Source organism: uncultured Granulicatella sp. (assembly GCF_963515615.1).
Lineage (GTDB): Bacteria > Bacillota > Bacilli > Lactobacillales > Aerococcaceae > Granulicatella.
Genome location: NZ_CAUPZT010000035.1, coordinates 1 through 16650, shown reverse-complemented (window position 1 = coordinate 16650; position 16650 = coordinate 1). Strand labels below are relative to the sequence as shown.

At 33.4% G+C, this 16650-nt stretch carries 12 protein-coding genes and 1 pseudogene; 12 read left to right on the top strand and 1 reads right to left on the bottom strand.

Annotated elements, in window-relative coordinates; genetic code table 11:
• The 12 genes and pseudogenes from RYL55_RS06395 to RYL55_RS06340 all read left to right on the top strand — a co-directional run.
• Nucleotides 1-812 (top strand): annotated as a pseudogene (locus RYL55_RS06395) (hypothetical protein); the annotation flags it as partial.
• A 366-nt stretch (nucleotides 813-1178) separates the two neighbouring features.
• Nucleotides 1179-2090 carry an Rpn family recombination-promoting nuclease/putative transposase gene (locus RYL55_RS06390; RefSeq protein ID WP_315008132.1) on the top strand — a complete coding sequence of 304 codons (912 nt, stop codon included), beginning with the start codon at nucleotides 1179-1181 and terminating at the stop codon, nucleotides 2088-2090.
• A 9-nt stretch (nucleotides 2091-2099) separates the two neighbouring features.
• Nucleotides 2100-2360, top strand: coding sequence for a hypothetical protein (locus RYL55_RS06385; protein WP_315008131.1), 261 nt, complete (start codon nucleotides 2100-2102; stop codon nucleotides 2358-2360).
• Between the two features lie 208 nt (nucleotides 2361-2568).
• Nucleotides 2569-3630, top strand: coding sequence for a PTS sugar transporter subunit IIC (locus tag RYL55_RS06380; RefSeq protein ID WP_315008130.1), 1062 nt, complete (start codon nucleotides 2569-2571; stop codon nucleotides 3628-3630).
• 15 nt (nucleotides 3631-3645) lie between these two features.
• Complete coding sequence (locus tag RYL55_RS06375; RefSeq protein ID WP_315008129.1) at nucleotides 3646-4575, top strand: 2-dehydropantoate 2-reductase; 930 nt, start codon at nucleotides 3646-3648, stop codon at nucleotides 4573-4575.
• 481 nt (nucleotides 4576-5056) lie between these two features.
• The gene (locus RYL55_RS06370; RefSeq protein ID WP_314078682.1) at nucleotides 5057-5824 is read left to right on the top strand and encodes an ABC transporter ATP-binding protein; all 768 of its coding nucleotides are present in this window, start codon (nucleotides 5057-5059) and stop codon (nucleotides 5822-5824) included.
• Entirely contained in the window at nucleotides 5817-7802 is a 1986-nt protein-coding gene (locus tag RYL55_RS06365; RefSeq protein ID WP_315008128.1) for an FtsX-like permease family protein, read from the top strand. Before RYL55_RS06370 ends, RYL55_RS06365 begins: the two co-directional genes overlap by 8 nt.
• 183 nt (nucleotides 7803-7985) lie before the next feature.
• Nucleotides 7986-9056 (top strand): ABC transporter ATP-binding protein, encoded by a 1071-nt coding sequence (locus tag RYL55_RS06360; RefSeq protein ID WP_315008127.1) that lies wholly within the window; start codon nucleotides 7986-7988, stop codon nucleotides 9054-9056.
• Nucleotides 9056-9931 carry a sugar ABC transporter permease gene (locus RYL55_RS06355; protein WP_315008126.1) on the top strand — a complete coding sequence of 292 codons (876 nt, stop codon included), beginning with the start codon at nucleotides 9056-9058 and terminating at the stop codon, nucleotides 9929-9931. The genes RYL55_RS06360 and RYL55_RS06355 overlap by 1 nt, the downstream gene beginning before the upstream one ends.
• A 2-nt stretch (nucleotides 9932-9933) precedes the next feature.
• Entirely contained in the window at nucleotides 9934-10752 is an 819-nt protein-coding gene (locus RYL55_RS06350) for a carbohydrate ABC transporter permease (protein WP_315008125.1), read from the top strand.
• Nucleotides 10736-12028, top strand: a complete 1293-nt coding sequence (locus RYL55_RS06345; protein ID WP_315008124.1) for an MBL fold metallo-hydrolase — start codon at nucleotides 10736-10738, stop codon at nucleotides 12026-12028. Before RYL55_RS06350 ends, RYL55_RS06345 begins: the two co-directional genes overlap by 17 nt.
• A gap of 27 nt (nucleotides 12029-12055) precedes the next feature.
• A complete protein-coding gene (locus RYL55_RS06340) occupies nucleotides 12056-13345 on the top strand; it encodes an extracellular solute-binding protein (RefSeq protein WP_315008123.1) in 1290 nt (429 codons plus the stop codon).
• Nucleotides 13346-13672: 327 nt separating this feature from the next.
• Here RYL55_RS06340 and RYL55_RS06335 read toward each other — a convergent pair whose 3' ends face one another.
• Complete coding sequence (locus RYL55_RS06335; protein WP_315008122.1) at nucleotides 13673-16396, bottom strand: thiol-activated cytolysin C-terminal domain-containing protein; 2724 nt, start codon at nucleotides 16394-16396, stop codon at nucleotides 13673-13675.
• Between the last annotated feature and the right edge of the window lie 254 nt (nucleotides 16397-16650).

Genomic DNA, 16650 nt, shown 5'->3' with positions numbered 1-16650 from the left:
GAACAGCAACACCAGGAGAAAACCCAAGTACAACTCCAGGAACAGCAACACCAGGAGAAAACCCAAGTACAACTCCAGGAACAGCAACACCAGGGGAAACGCCAGGAACAACCCCAGGCACAGAAACGCCAGGTGGAAACCCAAGTACAACTCCAGGCACAACAACGCCAGGTGGAAACCCAGAAATGCCAAATCCGCCAGTTCATGAATTGCCAGAATTTAATGGTGGACTCCCAGGAATACCTGAAGTACATGATAAACCACAATTCAACGGTGGAGTTCCAACACCAGGAACTTCGACGACATCAAACCCAAGGGGAACAACACCAAGAACAACTTATCTTTTTGTGACTAGCAAAGAAGACAAGACGTTACCAAATAGTGTGGTAGAGGGTTGGAGTAAAAAAGATAGTCAATGGTTATATCAGCTTGAAGATGGTTCCCACATTGTAAATGAATGGAAGCAAATAAATGGAACATGGTATCATTTTGATAATTCCGGAGTAATGCAAACTGGATGGATAAAAGAGAATGGAACATGGTACTATTTGAATAAATCTGGAGCAATGCAAACTGGATGGGTAAAAGAGAATGGAACATGGTACTACTTGAACGATTTCGGAGCAATGCAAACTGGATGGGTGAAAGAAAATGGAACATGGTACTATTTGAATCAATCAGGATCAATGGAAACAGGATGGTTCACGGTATCAGACAAATGGTATTATGCGAATGAATCAGGTGCTTTAGCAATTAATACAACTACACCAGATGGGTATACTGTTAACGCTGATGGTGAGTGGGTAGAATAAAAAAGTTTTAGACACGCATTTGCTGTAAATTGAACTATTCAAAAAACTTGTAAATAAGAAATAGCTCTCCGAATTATCATTGAGGAGAGCTATTTTTCTATATACTCGGTTATTGGATACTTAATTGTAAGTGTCCAATAATGAGGTGCTTGTTATCCGATAGGAACTTCCTCTATCCTACAAATAAGAAGTAGAAATGGAGAAAATAGTAGGACAAAACAAATTTTGCCACCTAACGTTCATCAAAAAAACACAAAAAAGAAAAGAAACTTACGTCTATTCTAAAGTATGTTAATAGCCTGAGTGCCAACTAGTGGAGTTTACACAAAAATTCTTGCCACTGCCTTATTTTAAATTAGAAATATTATGAAAGAACGAATTGAAGGGGCAAGACCCATGATGGACTTAATGGCAAAAAAGATTTTTAGCAATACGGCAATCACTGCGCAATTTATACGAGACATATTTGACTTGCCAGTTGAAAGCGTAAAAATATTAGAAAGTACACAAATTCATGAATTTTATTTAGATGAATTTCCGTATTCGACACATATTGATGTGTTGGCAGAGTTGGATGATCACACACAAATTATTATTGAAATACAAGTAGCGTTACAAATTGACTTTATTAAGCGTTTGTGTTTATATTTATGTGAACAGATTTCTAAAAATATGAATATGCATAAAATAGATGGCACGCAAACCTATCATCTCGCAAAAGAAATGATTCCAGTATACGCTATCGCGATTACGCAGGAACGATATTTTGAAGATGATCGTATGTATCATTCGTTTAGCTTACGAGATGATGAATCCTACGAAGAATTAAAAGTATATTTTAAAGGAATTAAAGAAAAACGTAACTTAATGCGTATGGCATTTTTAGAATTAGATAAATATGATCCAACTAAAATAAAACAATATAAAAAAGTTCGATGGATTGAATTTTTCGGGAACAAACCGTATACACAAAATCCAGAGGCAATACTAGAAACAGCAGATACGATGATGAATCGAACGAATTGGACAGAGGAGGAACGAACAATGTATGATGATCGAACAAGGAAGTTAGATGGCTACTATGCGCATTTGGAGTATGTGGCAGAAGAAAAACAACTAGCAAGAATGGAAGGGATAGAAAAAGGGATAGAAGAAGGAATAGAAAAAGGTGCTATCATAACCATTGTTGGCTTAATCAAAGATGGAATCCTCACAATCGAAAGTGGGGCAAAGAGATTAAATATGTCAGAGTCGGAATTGACTGCATACTTATTGTAGAAGGAACAAATGATGTATGATGATCGAACAAGGAAACTAGATGGCTACTATGCGCATTTAGAGTATGTGACAGAAGAAAAACAACTGGCAAGAATGGAAGGGATAGAAAAAGGGATAGAAGAAGGAATAGAAAAAGGAAGAGTAGAAGGCAGAGCAGAAGGTGCCATCATAACCATTGTTGGTTTGATAAGGAAAGGTCTTTTGTCTATTGAAAATGGAGCTCAACAGTTAAACATATCTGAATCAGAATTGACTTCGTATATGCAGTAAAAAATAACCTGAATTAATAGAATTGAGAAAGAGATCACCGTATGATACGGTGATCTCTTTCTTATTTACAATTTTCTTGAACTTTTTCATTTGATAGACATATTGTTGTTGGACGCTTATGAAAATATCCGGTGAGGGTTGAAAATATTACTTTGTTTTCAAAAAGAATATGATATAATGAGTCCATTGAAAAGAAAGGGGAATGAATATGGATACAAATAAAACTTATTCAGCAAAAGAGTTTACAATGACCGTATTAAATGCATTAGCATTAGGGGTAGTTGTAACTTTAATTCCGGGTGCGATTTTAGGTGAATTAACAAAAGCGTTATTACCAGTATTTCCACAAGGACAATTAATTATTCAAGCGACTCAAGTGGCTAATACTATGATGGGTGCAATTATTGGTTTAATGGTAGGACATTTCTTTAAATTTACGCCAATTCAATCAGGAGCCATTGCTTTAGCTACTGTTTTTGCAGGAGGTGCACCTGGCTTTAATCCAGATGTTAAAGGTGTGGTATTTTCTGGTACTGGAGATATTATTACAATGGGTGTAACGGCGGCAGTAGCAGCTGCATTTATTTTATGGATTGGAGATAAAGCAAGAGCTTATTCGATTATTGTGATTCCAACGGTTACATTAGTCGTTATTGGTGGGATTGGAAGACTTTCTCAGCCATATATTGTTAAAATTACAGCATTAATTGGTCAAGGTGTGGAATTCTTATTAACCTTACAACCAATTTTAATGTGTATGTTAATTGCGATGACTTTCTGTATTTTAATTGTTTCACCATTTACAACAGTAGGAATTGGTTTAGCAATTGGTCTATCAGGTATTGGTTCTGGTGCAGCAAACTTAGGAATTTGTGCGGCAGGTTTTGGTTTAGCAGTTGCAGGATTAAAAGTTAATTCAGTAGGAACTTGTATTGCACACTTTATTGGATCTCCGAAAATGTCAATGGCAAATGTGATTGCAAAACCTAAAATTTTATTACCAATGTTATGTTCTTCAGCATTATTAGGTATTTTAGCAGCAGTATTTTCTATTCAAGGAACTCCTGCTAGTGCAGGTTTTGGGTTTAGTGGTTTAGTAGGTCCAATTTATGCTTTAAATTTAATGGAAAATGGATGGACAGTTGGAAATATTCTATTAGTAGCAGTCATTTTTGTAGTTGCACCAATTATTTTCAACATTATTTTTATCCATGTGTTCGAAAAAGTGGTACAATGGATTCAACCGGAAGATTATAAATTAACGGTATAATAAGGAGGAATTATAATGAAAATTGCAATTGCAGGTGCGGGAGCAATGGGATGTCGCTTTGGTTATATGTTAACAAAAGCAGGACAAGAAGTTGTTTTAATTGATGAATGGCCAGCACATATTGAAGCTATTCGTACAAATGGGTTACAAGTAGTAGATGGAGATACAACAGATACATTACAAATCCCTATCTACAGACCTGAAGAAGTTCATGAGGAAGTAGATGTCGTTATTGCATTTACAAAATCAATGAAATTAGGAGAAATGCTTGAAAAAATTAAACCAATTATTCATGAAGATACAAAAGTAGTTTGCTTATTAAATGGTTTAGGTCATGAATATACAATGGAAAAATATGTTCCACGTAAAAATATTATTATGGGTGTAACGATTTGGACAGCAGGAATTAATGCTCCAGGTGTGGCTCGTTTAGGTGGAACAGGTACTGTGGAAATTCAAGCAGTAGAAGAAGCAAGCGGTCGTGTGATTGCAGAAGAATTAGTAGCTGTTATGAATCAAGCAGGATTAAATGCTAGTTACAGTGAAGATGTTTTATTCTCAATTTGGAGAAAAGCATGTGTGAATGGAACAATGAATGCAACTTGTGCAATTTTAGATGCGAATATTGGGGAAGTATTCGATACTACTACAGCAGAAGCAGTTGTTGAACAAATTATTCATGAGTTTGTTTCAGTTGCTCATCATGAAGGTGTGAAAATTGATGCAGCAGAAATGAAAAATTATGTTTATACAGCATCAAATAAAGTACGTGCACATTACCCTTCAATGCATCAAGATTTAATGCAAAATCATCGTTTTACAGAAGTAGATTACTTAAATGGTTTTGTTGCAAAACGTGGAAAAGAATATGGAATTCCAACTCCATATTGTGCTTTGATTACGCAATTAATTCATGCGAAAGAACAAATTTTAAAAGTTCAATAAACGGATGGAATGAGTAAGGCGGGACGAAAGTCTCGTCTTTTTTTGTGCTTAAATGAATAACCCACCTAACAGTTCAGACCGTAGTCTAAAAGGTTAGGTGGGCAGTCCTTGATGGCAGAGTTTCTGGCATAAGTGTATGATGGTTGATATTTTTAGAATAGCTCTGCCAATCAAAGGAAAGATTAACGAAAAGAATGAAATTCTTTCCGGAAATCACAACAATAAAAAAGGAAAAATAAGTAAAATGATTATTCTTAATTAATCATTTTATTATATTGTTTAAGTAATGAATTATCACTACTTTTACATTTATATTATACGATTTTTATTTCTTATTTGAAAGTAAAAATATCTAAAATTAATAAAAAATTCTTTCTTACAAAAATGTAAGAAACAAAAGGAAAATGATAGCTAAAATATAGGAATACATCGTTTTTATTTGATAGAATAAATACAAATCAAAGAGAAAGTAGGAATTGAAATGACATTATTAGATGTAAAACAAGTACAAAAAATTTACCATACAAGATTTGGAGCGATGCAAGTAGAAGCATTAAAAGATATTACTTTTAGTGTTGAAAAAGGAGAATATGTTGCCATTATGGGTGAATCAGGTTCTGGTAAAACAACGCTACTAAATATTTTAGCAACATTAGATCGTCCAACAAAAGGGCAAGTATTATTGAATCAATTAGATATTCAAAATATTCCAGACAAAACATTAGCAGCATTTCGTCGTGATCATTTAGGATTTGTCTTCCAAGATTTCAATTTATTAGAAACATTGTCTGTGAAAGATAATATGTTACTTCCATTAGTACTAGCGAAGAAAACTGTTCAAGAAATGGAGAAAAAAGTAAAACCTGTTGCTACGATGTTAGGGATTGAAAAATTACTAGAAAAATATCCTTATGAATTATCCGGAGGGCAACAACAAAGAGTAGCCATTGGACGTGCAATGATGGCTGACCCTAGTATCTTACTAGCCGATGAACCAACAGGGGCATTAGATTCAAAATCTTCTAGCAATATTTTAGATGTGTTTGATACTTTAAATGAAAATGGACAAACGATTTTAATGGTAACGCATAGTACCTTAGCTGCTAGTCGAGCTAAACGAGTGTTATTTATTAAAGATGGAATCTTGTATCATCAATTATTTAAAGGAGAACGTACAGATGAAGAAATGTTTGAAGCAATTTCTGATACGTTAACAGTAATGGCTAATCGAGGTGAAAGTCATGTTTAAATTAATTAGTTCATTAGCAGTATCCAATTTAAAGAAAAATCGAACATTGTATATTCCATTCTCGGTTGCTTCTATTACAATGATGGTGATTACATATATTCTAATGGCACTTTCTACAAATAAAACGATATTGCAAAGTAATGGTGGAAACACGGTAGTCATGGCATTAGGGTTTGGGGTTGTAATCATGTTACTTGTCTCTACCTTAACAATGATTTATGCGAATGGCTTTGTGATGAAAAATCGTTCAAAAGAATTTGGGTTATATAGCATTTTAGGATTGGGTCGTTCTCAAATTCAATTGTTACAAGTTATTGAAATGGTGTTGTTCGCAATCATTAACCTAATTGTTGGTCTTGTATTAGGAGTATTATTGAATCGATTAGCATTTGTCTTATTATTGAAAGCAATGCGTTTTACTGTTCCGATTTCATATGAATTCCAATTTGCATCAGTCATTATGATTGGAATTTTATTTAGTGGAATTTTTGTTTTCTTAATGATTTTAAATGCGATTAAGATTAGAGTGAGTCGTCCATTAGAATTACTACGTGAGAAGAAATCAGGAGAAAAAACAGGTCGTTTCTTAAGTATTCGTGCATTAATTGGAGTAGCGATTTTAGGATATGCTTATTATATTTCTCAATCAATCGAAAGTCCGATTAAAGCATTAGGTTGGTTCTTTATTGCAGTATTATTAGTAGTCATCGCAACGTATATTTTATTTGATGCTGGAAGTATAGCTCTTTTACGCTTCTTGAAAAATCGTAAAACATTTTATTATCGTCCAATTAACTTCATTTCAGTTTCTAATTTGATTTTTAGAATGAGAAAAAATGCGATGGGCTTGGCAAGTATTTGTATTTTATCAACAATGGTGTTAGTGACTCTTGGAACAACTGGTTCGTTGCAGTTTGGAGCACAGGAAGTGATTAATCGAACAAGTCCAACTGATTTTACTTTTAGAAATATGTATCGTAATCCTGAAGAAACAGCAGCATATTCAAAAGAAGCGAAACAATTAGCGGCAGGAACTGCTTCAAAAGTCACAGATTTCTATGAGTATTCGTATATTTTAACAGGGGGAAATCAAGAAGGGAATGTATTAGATACAAATGTAAAAAAACTAGGTACTCTTCCAGAATCTATGGTCGTCCTAGTATCAGTGGAAGATTATAATCGTAATAGTGGAGAAAATATCACTGTTAAACCTGGAGAAATGGTGATAGGAGAACAATATACTGAGAGAACAAAACCTAGTTTCACTCAAATAGCAGTTGGAGAAAATACTTTTTCAATTGGACAAGTCATAGATGTGAATAAATTCGCAGCAGGATTAATTGTAAATCCAAATATTACTGATCACTCCTATATTGGACTTTTAAATGAAGAAGATATGGCAAAAGTTGTTCCATATTACAGTAAAGAAAATGATGAAGGATATCGAGCTTATACAAGACATTATATTGCATTATGGAATACTTCTAGTCAAACAGATGACGAGAAGAAAAAAGAACTAGAAGCGTATCAACAATCTGATATTGCTGGGGGAATTGATGGGAAAATCGAAATTGCTCAATTATTATTCCAATTTTATGGTTCTCTATTATTCTTAGGAATATTATTAGCCATTGCCTTTTCAGTAGGAGCAGTTTTAGTTATTTACTATAAACAAGTTTCTGAAGGCTATGAAGACCGTGAACGTTATGTCATCTTGAAGAAAATTGGAATTGATCAACCAATGATTCATCAATCGATTAATCGTCAAGTGCTAATTGTATTCTTCTTACCGCTATTAACAGCATTCTTGCATACGGCATTATCGTATAACATCGTTAGCAAAATTGTCTTAATCTTTGGCATTAAAGGAAGCATTATTGGATTGACAATGTTAGCAGTAGCTGGAGTATTTATGATTGCATACTTCTTAGTTTACAAAATTACTTCAAGAGAATACTTCAAAATTATTAATCGATAGTAAAAATAAACGTCTTTAGTGAAAACTAGAGGCGTTTTTTATTGCGTATTTTCTTCAGGAATTATGCGAAAAAGTTCGTAGAAAAAATATTTTTTTAAAAAATTCTTAATATTTGTATCGCATGAAAGCGTAAAACATGGTATACTGGAATGTATTCAAGTAAAGAAATTTGGAGGTTTACTCATGATTGATGTTATCGACTTAAATAAAGTATTCGATAATGGCTTTGAAGCATTAAAATCCGTTAACTTTTCAATTGAACAAGGGGATTTAGTTTGCTTATTAGGGCCTAGTGGTTGCGGAAAATCAACTATTTTAAATATGATTGCAGGGTTATTACAACCAACTGGTGGAGATATCCAATTCAAAAAATCTTCTGTGATTAATACAGAACCAAAAGATAGAAATATTGGATTCGTATTCCAAAACTATGCATTATATCCTCATATGACAGTATTAGAGAACATTATGTTCCCATTAACAGTAGGGGAAAAGAAAATCTCAAAAGAAGAAGCTAAAAAAGTTGCAGAAGAATACATGCAATTAACAAATATTGAAGAATTAGCTGAGAAAAAACCTGGTACTTTATCAGGTGGACAACAACAACGTGTTGCGATTACTCGTGCGTTAGTTCAAAAACCAGAAGTATTATTATTAGACGAACCATTAAGTAACTTAGATGCTCGTTTACGTTTGAAAATTCGCGAAGAAATTCGTCGTTTAGTGAAAGAAGTAGGAATTACAACTATCTTTGTAACTCATGACCAAGAAGAAGCTTTATCCATCAGTGATAAAATTATTTTATTAAATGAAGGTGTTATTCAACAACATGATGACCCTCAAAACTTATATTTAGAACCAAATAATTTATTTGTGGCTAAATTTATCGGAAATCCAATTATCAACATTTCAGAAGTTGAAGTAAAAGATGGTGTGATTCATCACCCATCATTCACTTTACAAGCAAGTGAATTAGTGGAAAGTCGTTTCCGTAAAGGCCTAGAAAACGGACATTACTATTTAGGATTACGTCCTGAAGATTTAGTTCCAAGTGAAAATGGATTATTTACAGTAACTGTTACGGCTGTTGAATTAATTGGTCGTGAACGTATTTTACACTTTACATTAGGAGAACAAGATATTAAATCAATCGTAAGTGTGGAACATAAGATTGAAGAAGGAGACACACTTTCATTTGACCTTCTAAGACATAAATTATTCTTATTCGATCAAAATGGAGAACGTGTATACTAATGAAAAAATATAATCCTGAGAATCAACCAAAGGCGTGGTTTTTCCTTCTTCCGTCATTAGGTGTGATTTTACTATTTAATATTTATCCGTTAATTCGTTCATTTTGGATGAGTTTTCAAAAGGGTTCATTGTTAAAACTTCAATTTACAGGTTTATCGAACTATCAAAAAGTTTTAGCAGATCCAGTATTTCATAAAGCTTTGATTAATACGGCTTTATATGCATTTGTAGTAGTGCCAGTTGCACTATGTATTTCAGTTGTCATTGCCTGGATTATCTTTGAAAAGGTAAAACATAAGAGTGTGTTTGAAACAATTTTCTTCATGCCATATGTTACAAGTACAATCGCGATTGGGATTGTGTTTCGTTATTTCTTTAATGGAAGTTACGGTTTAATCAATTTCTTACTAGGTTTAGTGGGAATTCCTGCGGTAAACTGGTTAGATAATGTTAATATGAGTATGCCAACATTAATTATTTTTGGTATTTGGACAGGACTTGCCTTTAATATCATTATTTTATTAGCAGGTTTGAGAAATATTGATCCAGAACATTTTAAAATTGCAAAAATGTTTGGAGCTACAGAAAAAGAAATTTTCTGGAGAATTACATTCCCTCAATTAGTTCCTACAATTGCATTCTTATCTACAGTGAACTTAATCGGGGCCTTCAAAGTTTATACTCAAGTATATGCATTATTTGGAGGAACAGCAGGGGTAGCCAATAGTGCGACAACTGCAGTGTACTATATTTATGACAAGTTCCATGTGGCTGGTCGTCCAGGGATTGCGATGGCAGCAACTGTAATCTTATTTGTGATTATTCTGATTGCTACTTTCTTCCAAAATAAATTCTTGAGAAGAGCGGAGGGTTAATCATGAAAAAAGTAATCAATTATTTATTATTAGCACTGATTGTGGTTTTATCAATCATTACCGTGTTCCCATTTATTTATATGATTTTGACAGGATTAATGACTTATGCGGAAGCAACTAGTATTCCACCAACATTAATTCCTAAATCATTACAATGGCAAAACTATTTTGAAGTATTCCAAAGAGCGCCATTCTTGCGTTACTTTGCCAATACATTATTTGTATCATTATTTACAACTGCTGCAACAGTTGTTACTTCACTATTAGCAGCATTTGCTTTAACAAGTTTAGAATTTAAATATAAAAAAGTTGTGACAATGGTGATGGTTTCATTATTAATGGTTCCTTATGAATCAATTATCTTTACAAATTATCAGACTATTGCGCAATTAGGATTATTAGATACTTATCTAGCTTTAATCCTTCCATTTTTAACGAGTATTTTCTATATTTACTATTTAAATGGTTACCTTCGTGGAATTCCAAGTACATTCTACAAAGCCGCTAAAATTGATGGTGCATCTGATTTAGAATATATTCGTCGAATTTTAGTGCCAATGTGTAAGCCAGCGCTTGTAACAGTTGGGATTTTAACATTCATTATGAGCTGGAATTCATTCCTATGGCCATTACTTGCAACAAACACTAAATACTTCCGTCTATTAAATAACGGGTTATCAGCCTTCACGACTGAAAGTGGTAGTGATGTTCAATTACAAATGGCTGCCGCAACATTGACAGTAGTTCCTATTTTGATTATCTATTTCGTATTTAGAAAAGAAATTATTAGAGGGGTTGCTAAGAATGGTATCAAAGGATAAAACCGTTGTTACATTCCATAGCGGAATTCTAACAATTGGCGGAACTGTCATCGAAGTGAGTTATGGAAATTCTCATATTTTCTTTGACTTCGGGACAGAGTTTCGTCCAGAATTAGATTTGCCAGATGAACAGTTACAAACACTGATTCAATATGGGATTATTCCAAAATTAAATCATGTCTATGATCCACGTTTGGGATATGAATACGATGGAGAAGAAACAGGTGAGTATGAAAATACAGCAGTATTTCTATCACATGCTCATTTAGATCATTCAAGAATGATTAATTACTTAGATCCTGTTATTCCATTGTATACTTTAAAAGAGACAAAAATGATTTTAAATAGTTTAAATCGTAATGGGGATTTTTTATTACCAACACCGTTTGAAAAATCTCCATTTACGAGAGAAATGATTGGCTTAGAACCAAATGCAATCATAACTGTTGGGGATATTACAATTGAAGTTGTTCCAGTAGATCATGATGCATATGGTGCAAGTGCCTTATTAATTCGAACTCCAGATCATTTCATTACGTATACTGGTGATTTACGATTACATGGGTATATTCCAGAAGCAACAGTTGAGTTTTGTAAGAAAGCAAAGCATACTGATCTGTTGATGATGGAAGGTGTAACGATTAGTTTCCCTGAAAGACCAGTTGATCCAACTGAAATTAAACCATCCAATGAATTAGAAGTCATTGAAAGAGTGGTTCAATTTCAAAAAGAAAATCCAAACCGTCCGATAGCTTTTAATGGTTATCCAGCGAATGTGGAACGATTCGCAAAAATTGTAGAGCAATCTCCACGAACAGTAGTATTAGAAGCTCATATGGCAGCATTACTACAAGAAGTATTTGGAATTCATGCTCATTATTATTATTCAAATGAAGCAAAACAGATTCCAGAACTAAATCCTAATTTAGAAGTTTCCTATCAAACACTAATTGACGATCAAGAGCAGTATTTTTGGCAAGTAGTAGATAATTTTGATAAACTACAAGAAGGAACACTGTACCTTCACTGTGATGCTCAACCATTAGGTGACTTTGATCCGAATTATCAAGTGTTTCTCGATTTATTAGCGAAACATCACATTGAATTTGTGAAAATCGCTTGTTCAGGTCATGCAAAACCTGCGGATTTAGACCGTATTATTGCGATGATCGAACCTCAACTTTTGGTTCCTATCCATACATTAAAACCAGAGAGACTGGAAAATCCGTATGGTGAAAGAATATTGCCACATCGTGGCGAAAAAATTGTGTTGTAAAACTATAAAAGAAAAAGGAGTACAATTATGAAATTCAAATCTTTAGTAAAAGCGACACTTGCGACAACATCAGTTTTAGTTTTAGGAGCTTGCGGCAATGGTGCATCAAACTCACAAAAAGAAACTAAAGCAGACATTCAAACAGAAGTAAAAGAGGAAACAAAAATTACTTTCTGGCATGCCTTAAATGGTAAATTAGAGGAAACTCTAACGAAATTAACTGAGGAGTTCATGGCTAAAAATCCTAATGTGAAAATTGAATTACAAAACCAATCTTCATATAAAGATTTACAAGCTAAAATTAACTCTACATTAACTTCACCAAAAGATTTACCAACAATTACTCAAGCATACCCAGGATGGTTATGGAATGCTGCAGATCAAGATCAATTAGTTGATTTAAAACCTTACTTAGAAAATGCAACTATTGGTATCAAAGATGATGCTGCGATTCGTTCAGAATTATTAAAAGGTGCTCAAATCAATGGTGTACAATATGGTATTCCATTTAACAAATCAACAGAAGTATTATTCTATAATGCTGATTTATTAAAAGAGTATGGTGTTAAAGTACCAACTACTTTAGATGAATTAAAAGAAGCAGCTAAAACAATTTATGAAAAATCAAACCACCAAGTTGTAGGTGCTGGTTTTGACTCATTAAACAACTACTATGCAACTGGTATTGTGAACAAAGGTGTTCAATTCAACAAAGAATTAGACATTACTAGTAAAGAATCAAAAGAAGTAGTTTCTTACTATGCTGAAGGGATTAAAGAAGGTTACTTCCGTACAGCTGGTTCAGATAAATATTTATCAGGACCATTTGCTAACAAACAAATTGCAATGTATGTAGGTTCAACTGCGGGTGAATCATTCGTAGCTAAAGGTGCTAAAGAAGCTGGATATGAATATGGGGTTGCTCCTCGTCCAGAAAAAATTAGTATCCAACAAGGTACTGATATTTACATGTTCCAAAGTGCTTCTGAAGAACAACGTACTGCAGCTTACTTATTCTTAAAATTCTTAGCTTCTCCTGAGTCTCAATTAACTTGGGCGCAAGCTACAGGATATATTCCAGTAGTTTCTAAAGTGTTAGATAGTGCAGAATACAAAAATTCTAAATCTAAAGTTCCAGCAGCAATTGCTGAAGGTAAAAAAGAATTGTTCTCAATTCCTGTCATTGAAAATGCTGACTCTGCATATGCAGAAATCACTAAGATTCAAGAAAAAGTTTATAGTGATGTAAATGGTTCAAGTGTTGATAAAGTGTTAGAAGCTTCTAAAGCTGAATTCCAATCAGTTTGGAACCAATAAAAGTATTCGAATTAGACTTCCTTAATAGTAGTATTAGGACGCCAGCAGACCTTCGGTCTCATGGCTAAAATTTGAGCCTAAGGTCTCAAATTTTCCTGCAGTATCAGCCAATTTGGCTGATACTGCTCATACTACTATAGGAAGTCTATTCTTATTTAACGGATATAAATTAGGGTACGTTTGGAAGTGGACTTCCTTAATAGTAGTACTAGGATGCACGTAAAGCTTTCGGTTTCATGGTTGTAGTGCTGCTATGGGAAGTCTTTTCTCATTTAATATGTAAAAAAACACACTAAATTTTTAGTGTGTTTTTTTGTTAAACTTTAATTACTGATCCGAAATTTTTGAGTTTAATGTTGTTCCCCAGTGTGTAATGGTACGGTGAGAATTATTCAGGAATAGGCTGTTCTCATAAATTGGTTGCCACCATTTCCAGAATAAGCCTGTTGCTTTTTCTATTTTTATACGGATATTTTTCATATTCGCCTTTACAGGTAAATTTAAAATAAAACCACTTGTACGATTTTTTCCATTACCTTCCCAGCTTCTTGAATGAATCGTTTGATTTCCATTTTTATCTGTACTAATTTCATCCCAAGTAATGGTATAACGTGCTACATAAGCACCTTTATGTTGAATCGTTAAAACTTTATCTTTAGCAACTGAAGAGTTGATCGGTTGCTGGATAGGAATTATTTGAATATTCGCATCTTTTACAGGAGTATGTCTAAATACTTCTACTTCTGCTAAGCTAAGTGCCTGATGTTCATGTCGCAATTGAATTCGGATATATCTGCCTAATTGCCCATTGAATTGTACATCTAATTGGTTAGAAGTCAGTTGTTTGATAAATTGTTTTGAAACTTCTTGTCCTTTTTCATTATATAGGATAACATCAAAATTTGATAAACGTTTGGCTAATTCGCCATCCCCACGGTTGAATAATCTTACGAATCCTACTTGTTCACTTCGACCTAAATCAACTTGCCACCAAGCTTTATTTTCAAAATTAGTGTGCGTGATAGAGTTTTGAGAATAAGTATTATTTGTATTTCCGTCTAAAGCACGGTTTGCATCTCCACCATAAGCTGTTGAACTTTGAGAAGCTTGTTTTTTCCAAGCGATATTTTCAGCTCGTAAAACTTGTACTTCTGCAAGACTGAGAGCATTATGACCCTCTAATTCAATTCGAACAAATCGTGCCTTTTTATAATCAATAGCAAGTTGAGCAGCGGTATTAGTTAAAGAAGAGATACGTTTACGTTCAATTTCATTTCCAAAGCTATCTAATAATATGACATGGAAATTTGAAAGTCTTTCTTGTGCAGTATCGGTACGATTGAAAATATTAATTTGACGAATCGTTTCTTCTTTATCTAAATCGACTTGCCACCAAGGTTTTGATTGGAAGTTTGTATGAGTAACTGATTGATGCCCAAAATCTCCGTCCGTTTTACCATCAACAGCTCGACTTGCATCTCCGCCAAAGGCAGTAGAACTTTGAGTAACACGTTTTCCTAAGGCTACATTTTCTAGTGGGTCAATACTTGGTTGAGTTGGATTTTCAGGAGTAATAGTTTTTTTGATAAATTTTACTTTTTCTAACTTAGGATCACGATAGCCTTGGCTATCTAATGTCGAACGTTTTCCAATATTAAAGTTATCAAAGGAATTTAAGCGACTTTCAAAATATCCTTGAGCACCATGTTTCAAACTAGCATTACCGGTAGAAGTGACAACATTAGTATCATTATGGATTAATGGGCCGACAACGTTGTCATTATCGACTACATAATGTTTGATTTTTCCGTTTATGGCTAATTTCTTACTTTCTAAGCCAACGTCCCAAAATCCATTATTCGCATTCCAAACAGTACGTGATGTAATGACTTTTGGAGCATTAAAGGTTGTTACTTTTTTTAATACTTGTTCATAAAATTTAGGATATTTTTGATAAGCTTCTACGGCAGCAATTTGTGCTAAATATCCTCCAAGTGAATGTCCTGTCATATATAAGTTTGTAATGCTAGAATCTTTTGCTAATTCTCCAACCACATTTCGAATATCATCTGCTTGAGCAGGTTTATTTCCACCAAATAATACTAAATCGGCAGTCAAATCATTCATTTCGCTAGGATTTGTTCCACGGATTGCTAGCATTTGAACCGTATTATCTTTTAGATAAGCTAAATCACTTTTTGTTTCAAATAAAAATGCATCCATTCCACTTGTTGTGTGATAAGATTTTTTTAATTTCCAAAATGGTGCTAATTCATTGTGCATCATTTTAAATTCTTGTTCTTTTAGAAAGAGACTTGGATAAGGTTTTGAATGATCTAATACTTTATTGATAGAAGTTTCATCTTGATAAGCAAGATTCATGAAAAAAATGGCATCTCTATCAGTCATATACCATTGTTTTTTGTGATCATCTTCGTTATCTCGTAAACCATCTCCATCACTGTCTTCTAATAGTGGATGACTATGGTATCCTACATATTCTTTATCATTTTTACGATAAATATAAATTTCATCTTTGTTTTTAATACCATCATGATCATCATCCCCTTCAGGATTTAAAGGTTTTTCTCCGTAAAGGGATTGATCGATTAAATGATTTTCAGAGTGAAGTTCTCCTTTAGAAATTTTTAGGGCATCTGCTTGTGTTAAATTTCTTACAGCTTGATGCTCTTTTGCTGTTTCTTTGACTTCTACTTTTTCCATGGGTTGGTTTTGTTTGATAGAAGAAGTGTCATTTGGTAATTTTCCTGTTAGTGTTAAAATGTCAGGAGCAGTAGGTTTATTTTTTTCAATTTTTTGTGTTTGTTTTGTTTCTGTTGTTGGCTGAATTGGATTGTTTTGACTGATTTCTTTTGAATGAACTGTTGAAATAGTCGAAGTATTTGCATTAGAATTTACTCTTTGAGAGGGTTTGTTTGTATTTGCACTAGCTATTGAAGCATTCATAAAAATAGACCCAATAGCAATAGAAGCTACTCCGATACTTAATTTTCGAATGCTAAATTGTAAAATAGATTTTTTAAAATTCATTCTTTATTTCCTTTCATGATAGTAATTCTAGTATACAGGAAAGTTAGAATAGAAACAAATGTTTGGAAATATAATTTAATAATGAAAAGATTGAAGTCCAATTTTCATATTTGAGGAAGAATCAAAGTGGAGTCAAGCTATATATTTTAATGCTTATATGATACAATAAGCTGTGACTAAAGAGTGAAATGAGGGATAAAATGGAAATCAAAATTATTGAAACAAGTGATATGCATGGGTATGTATTACCTACA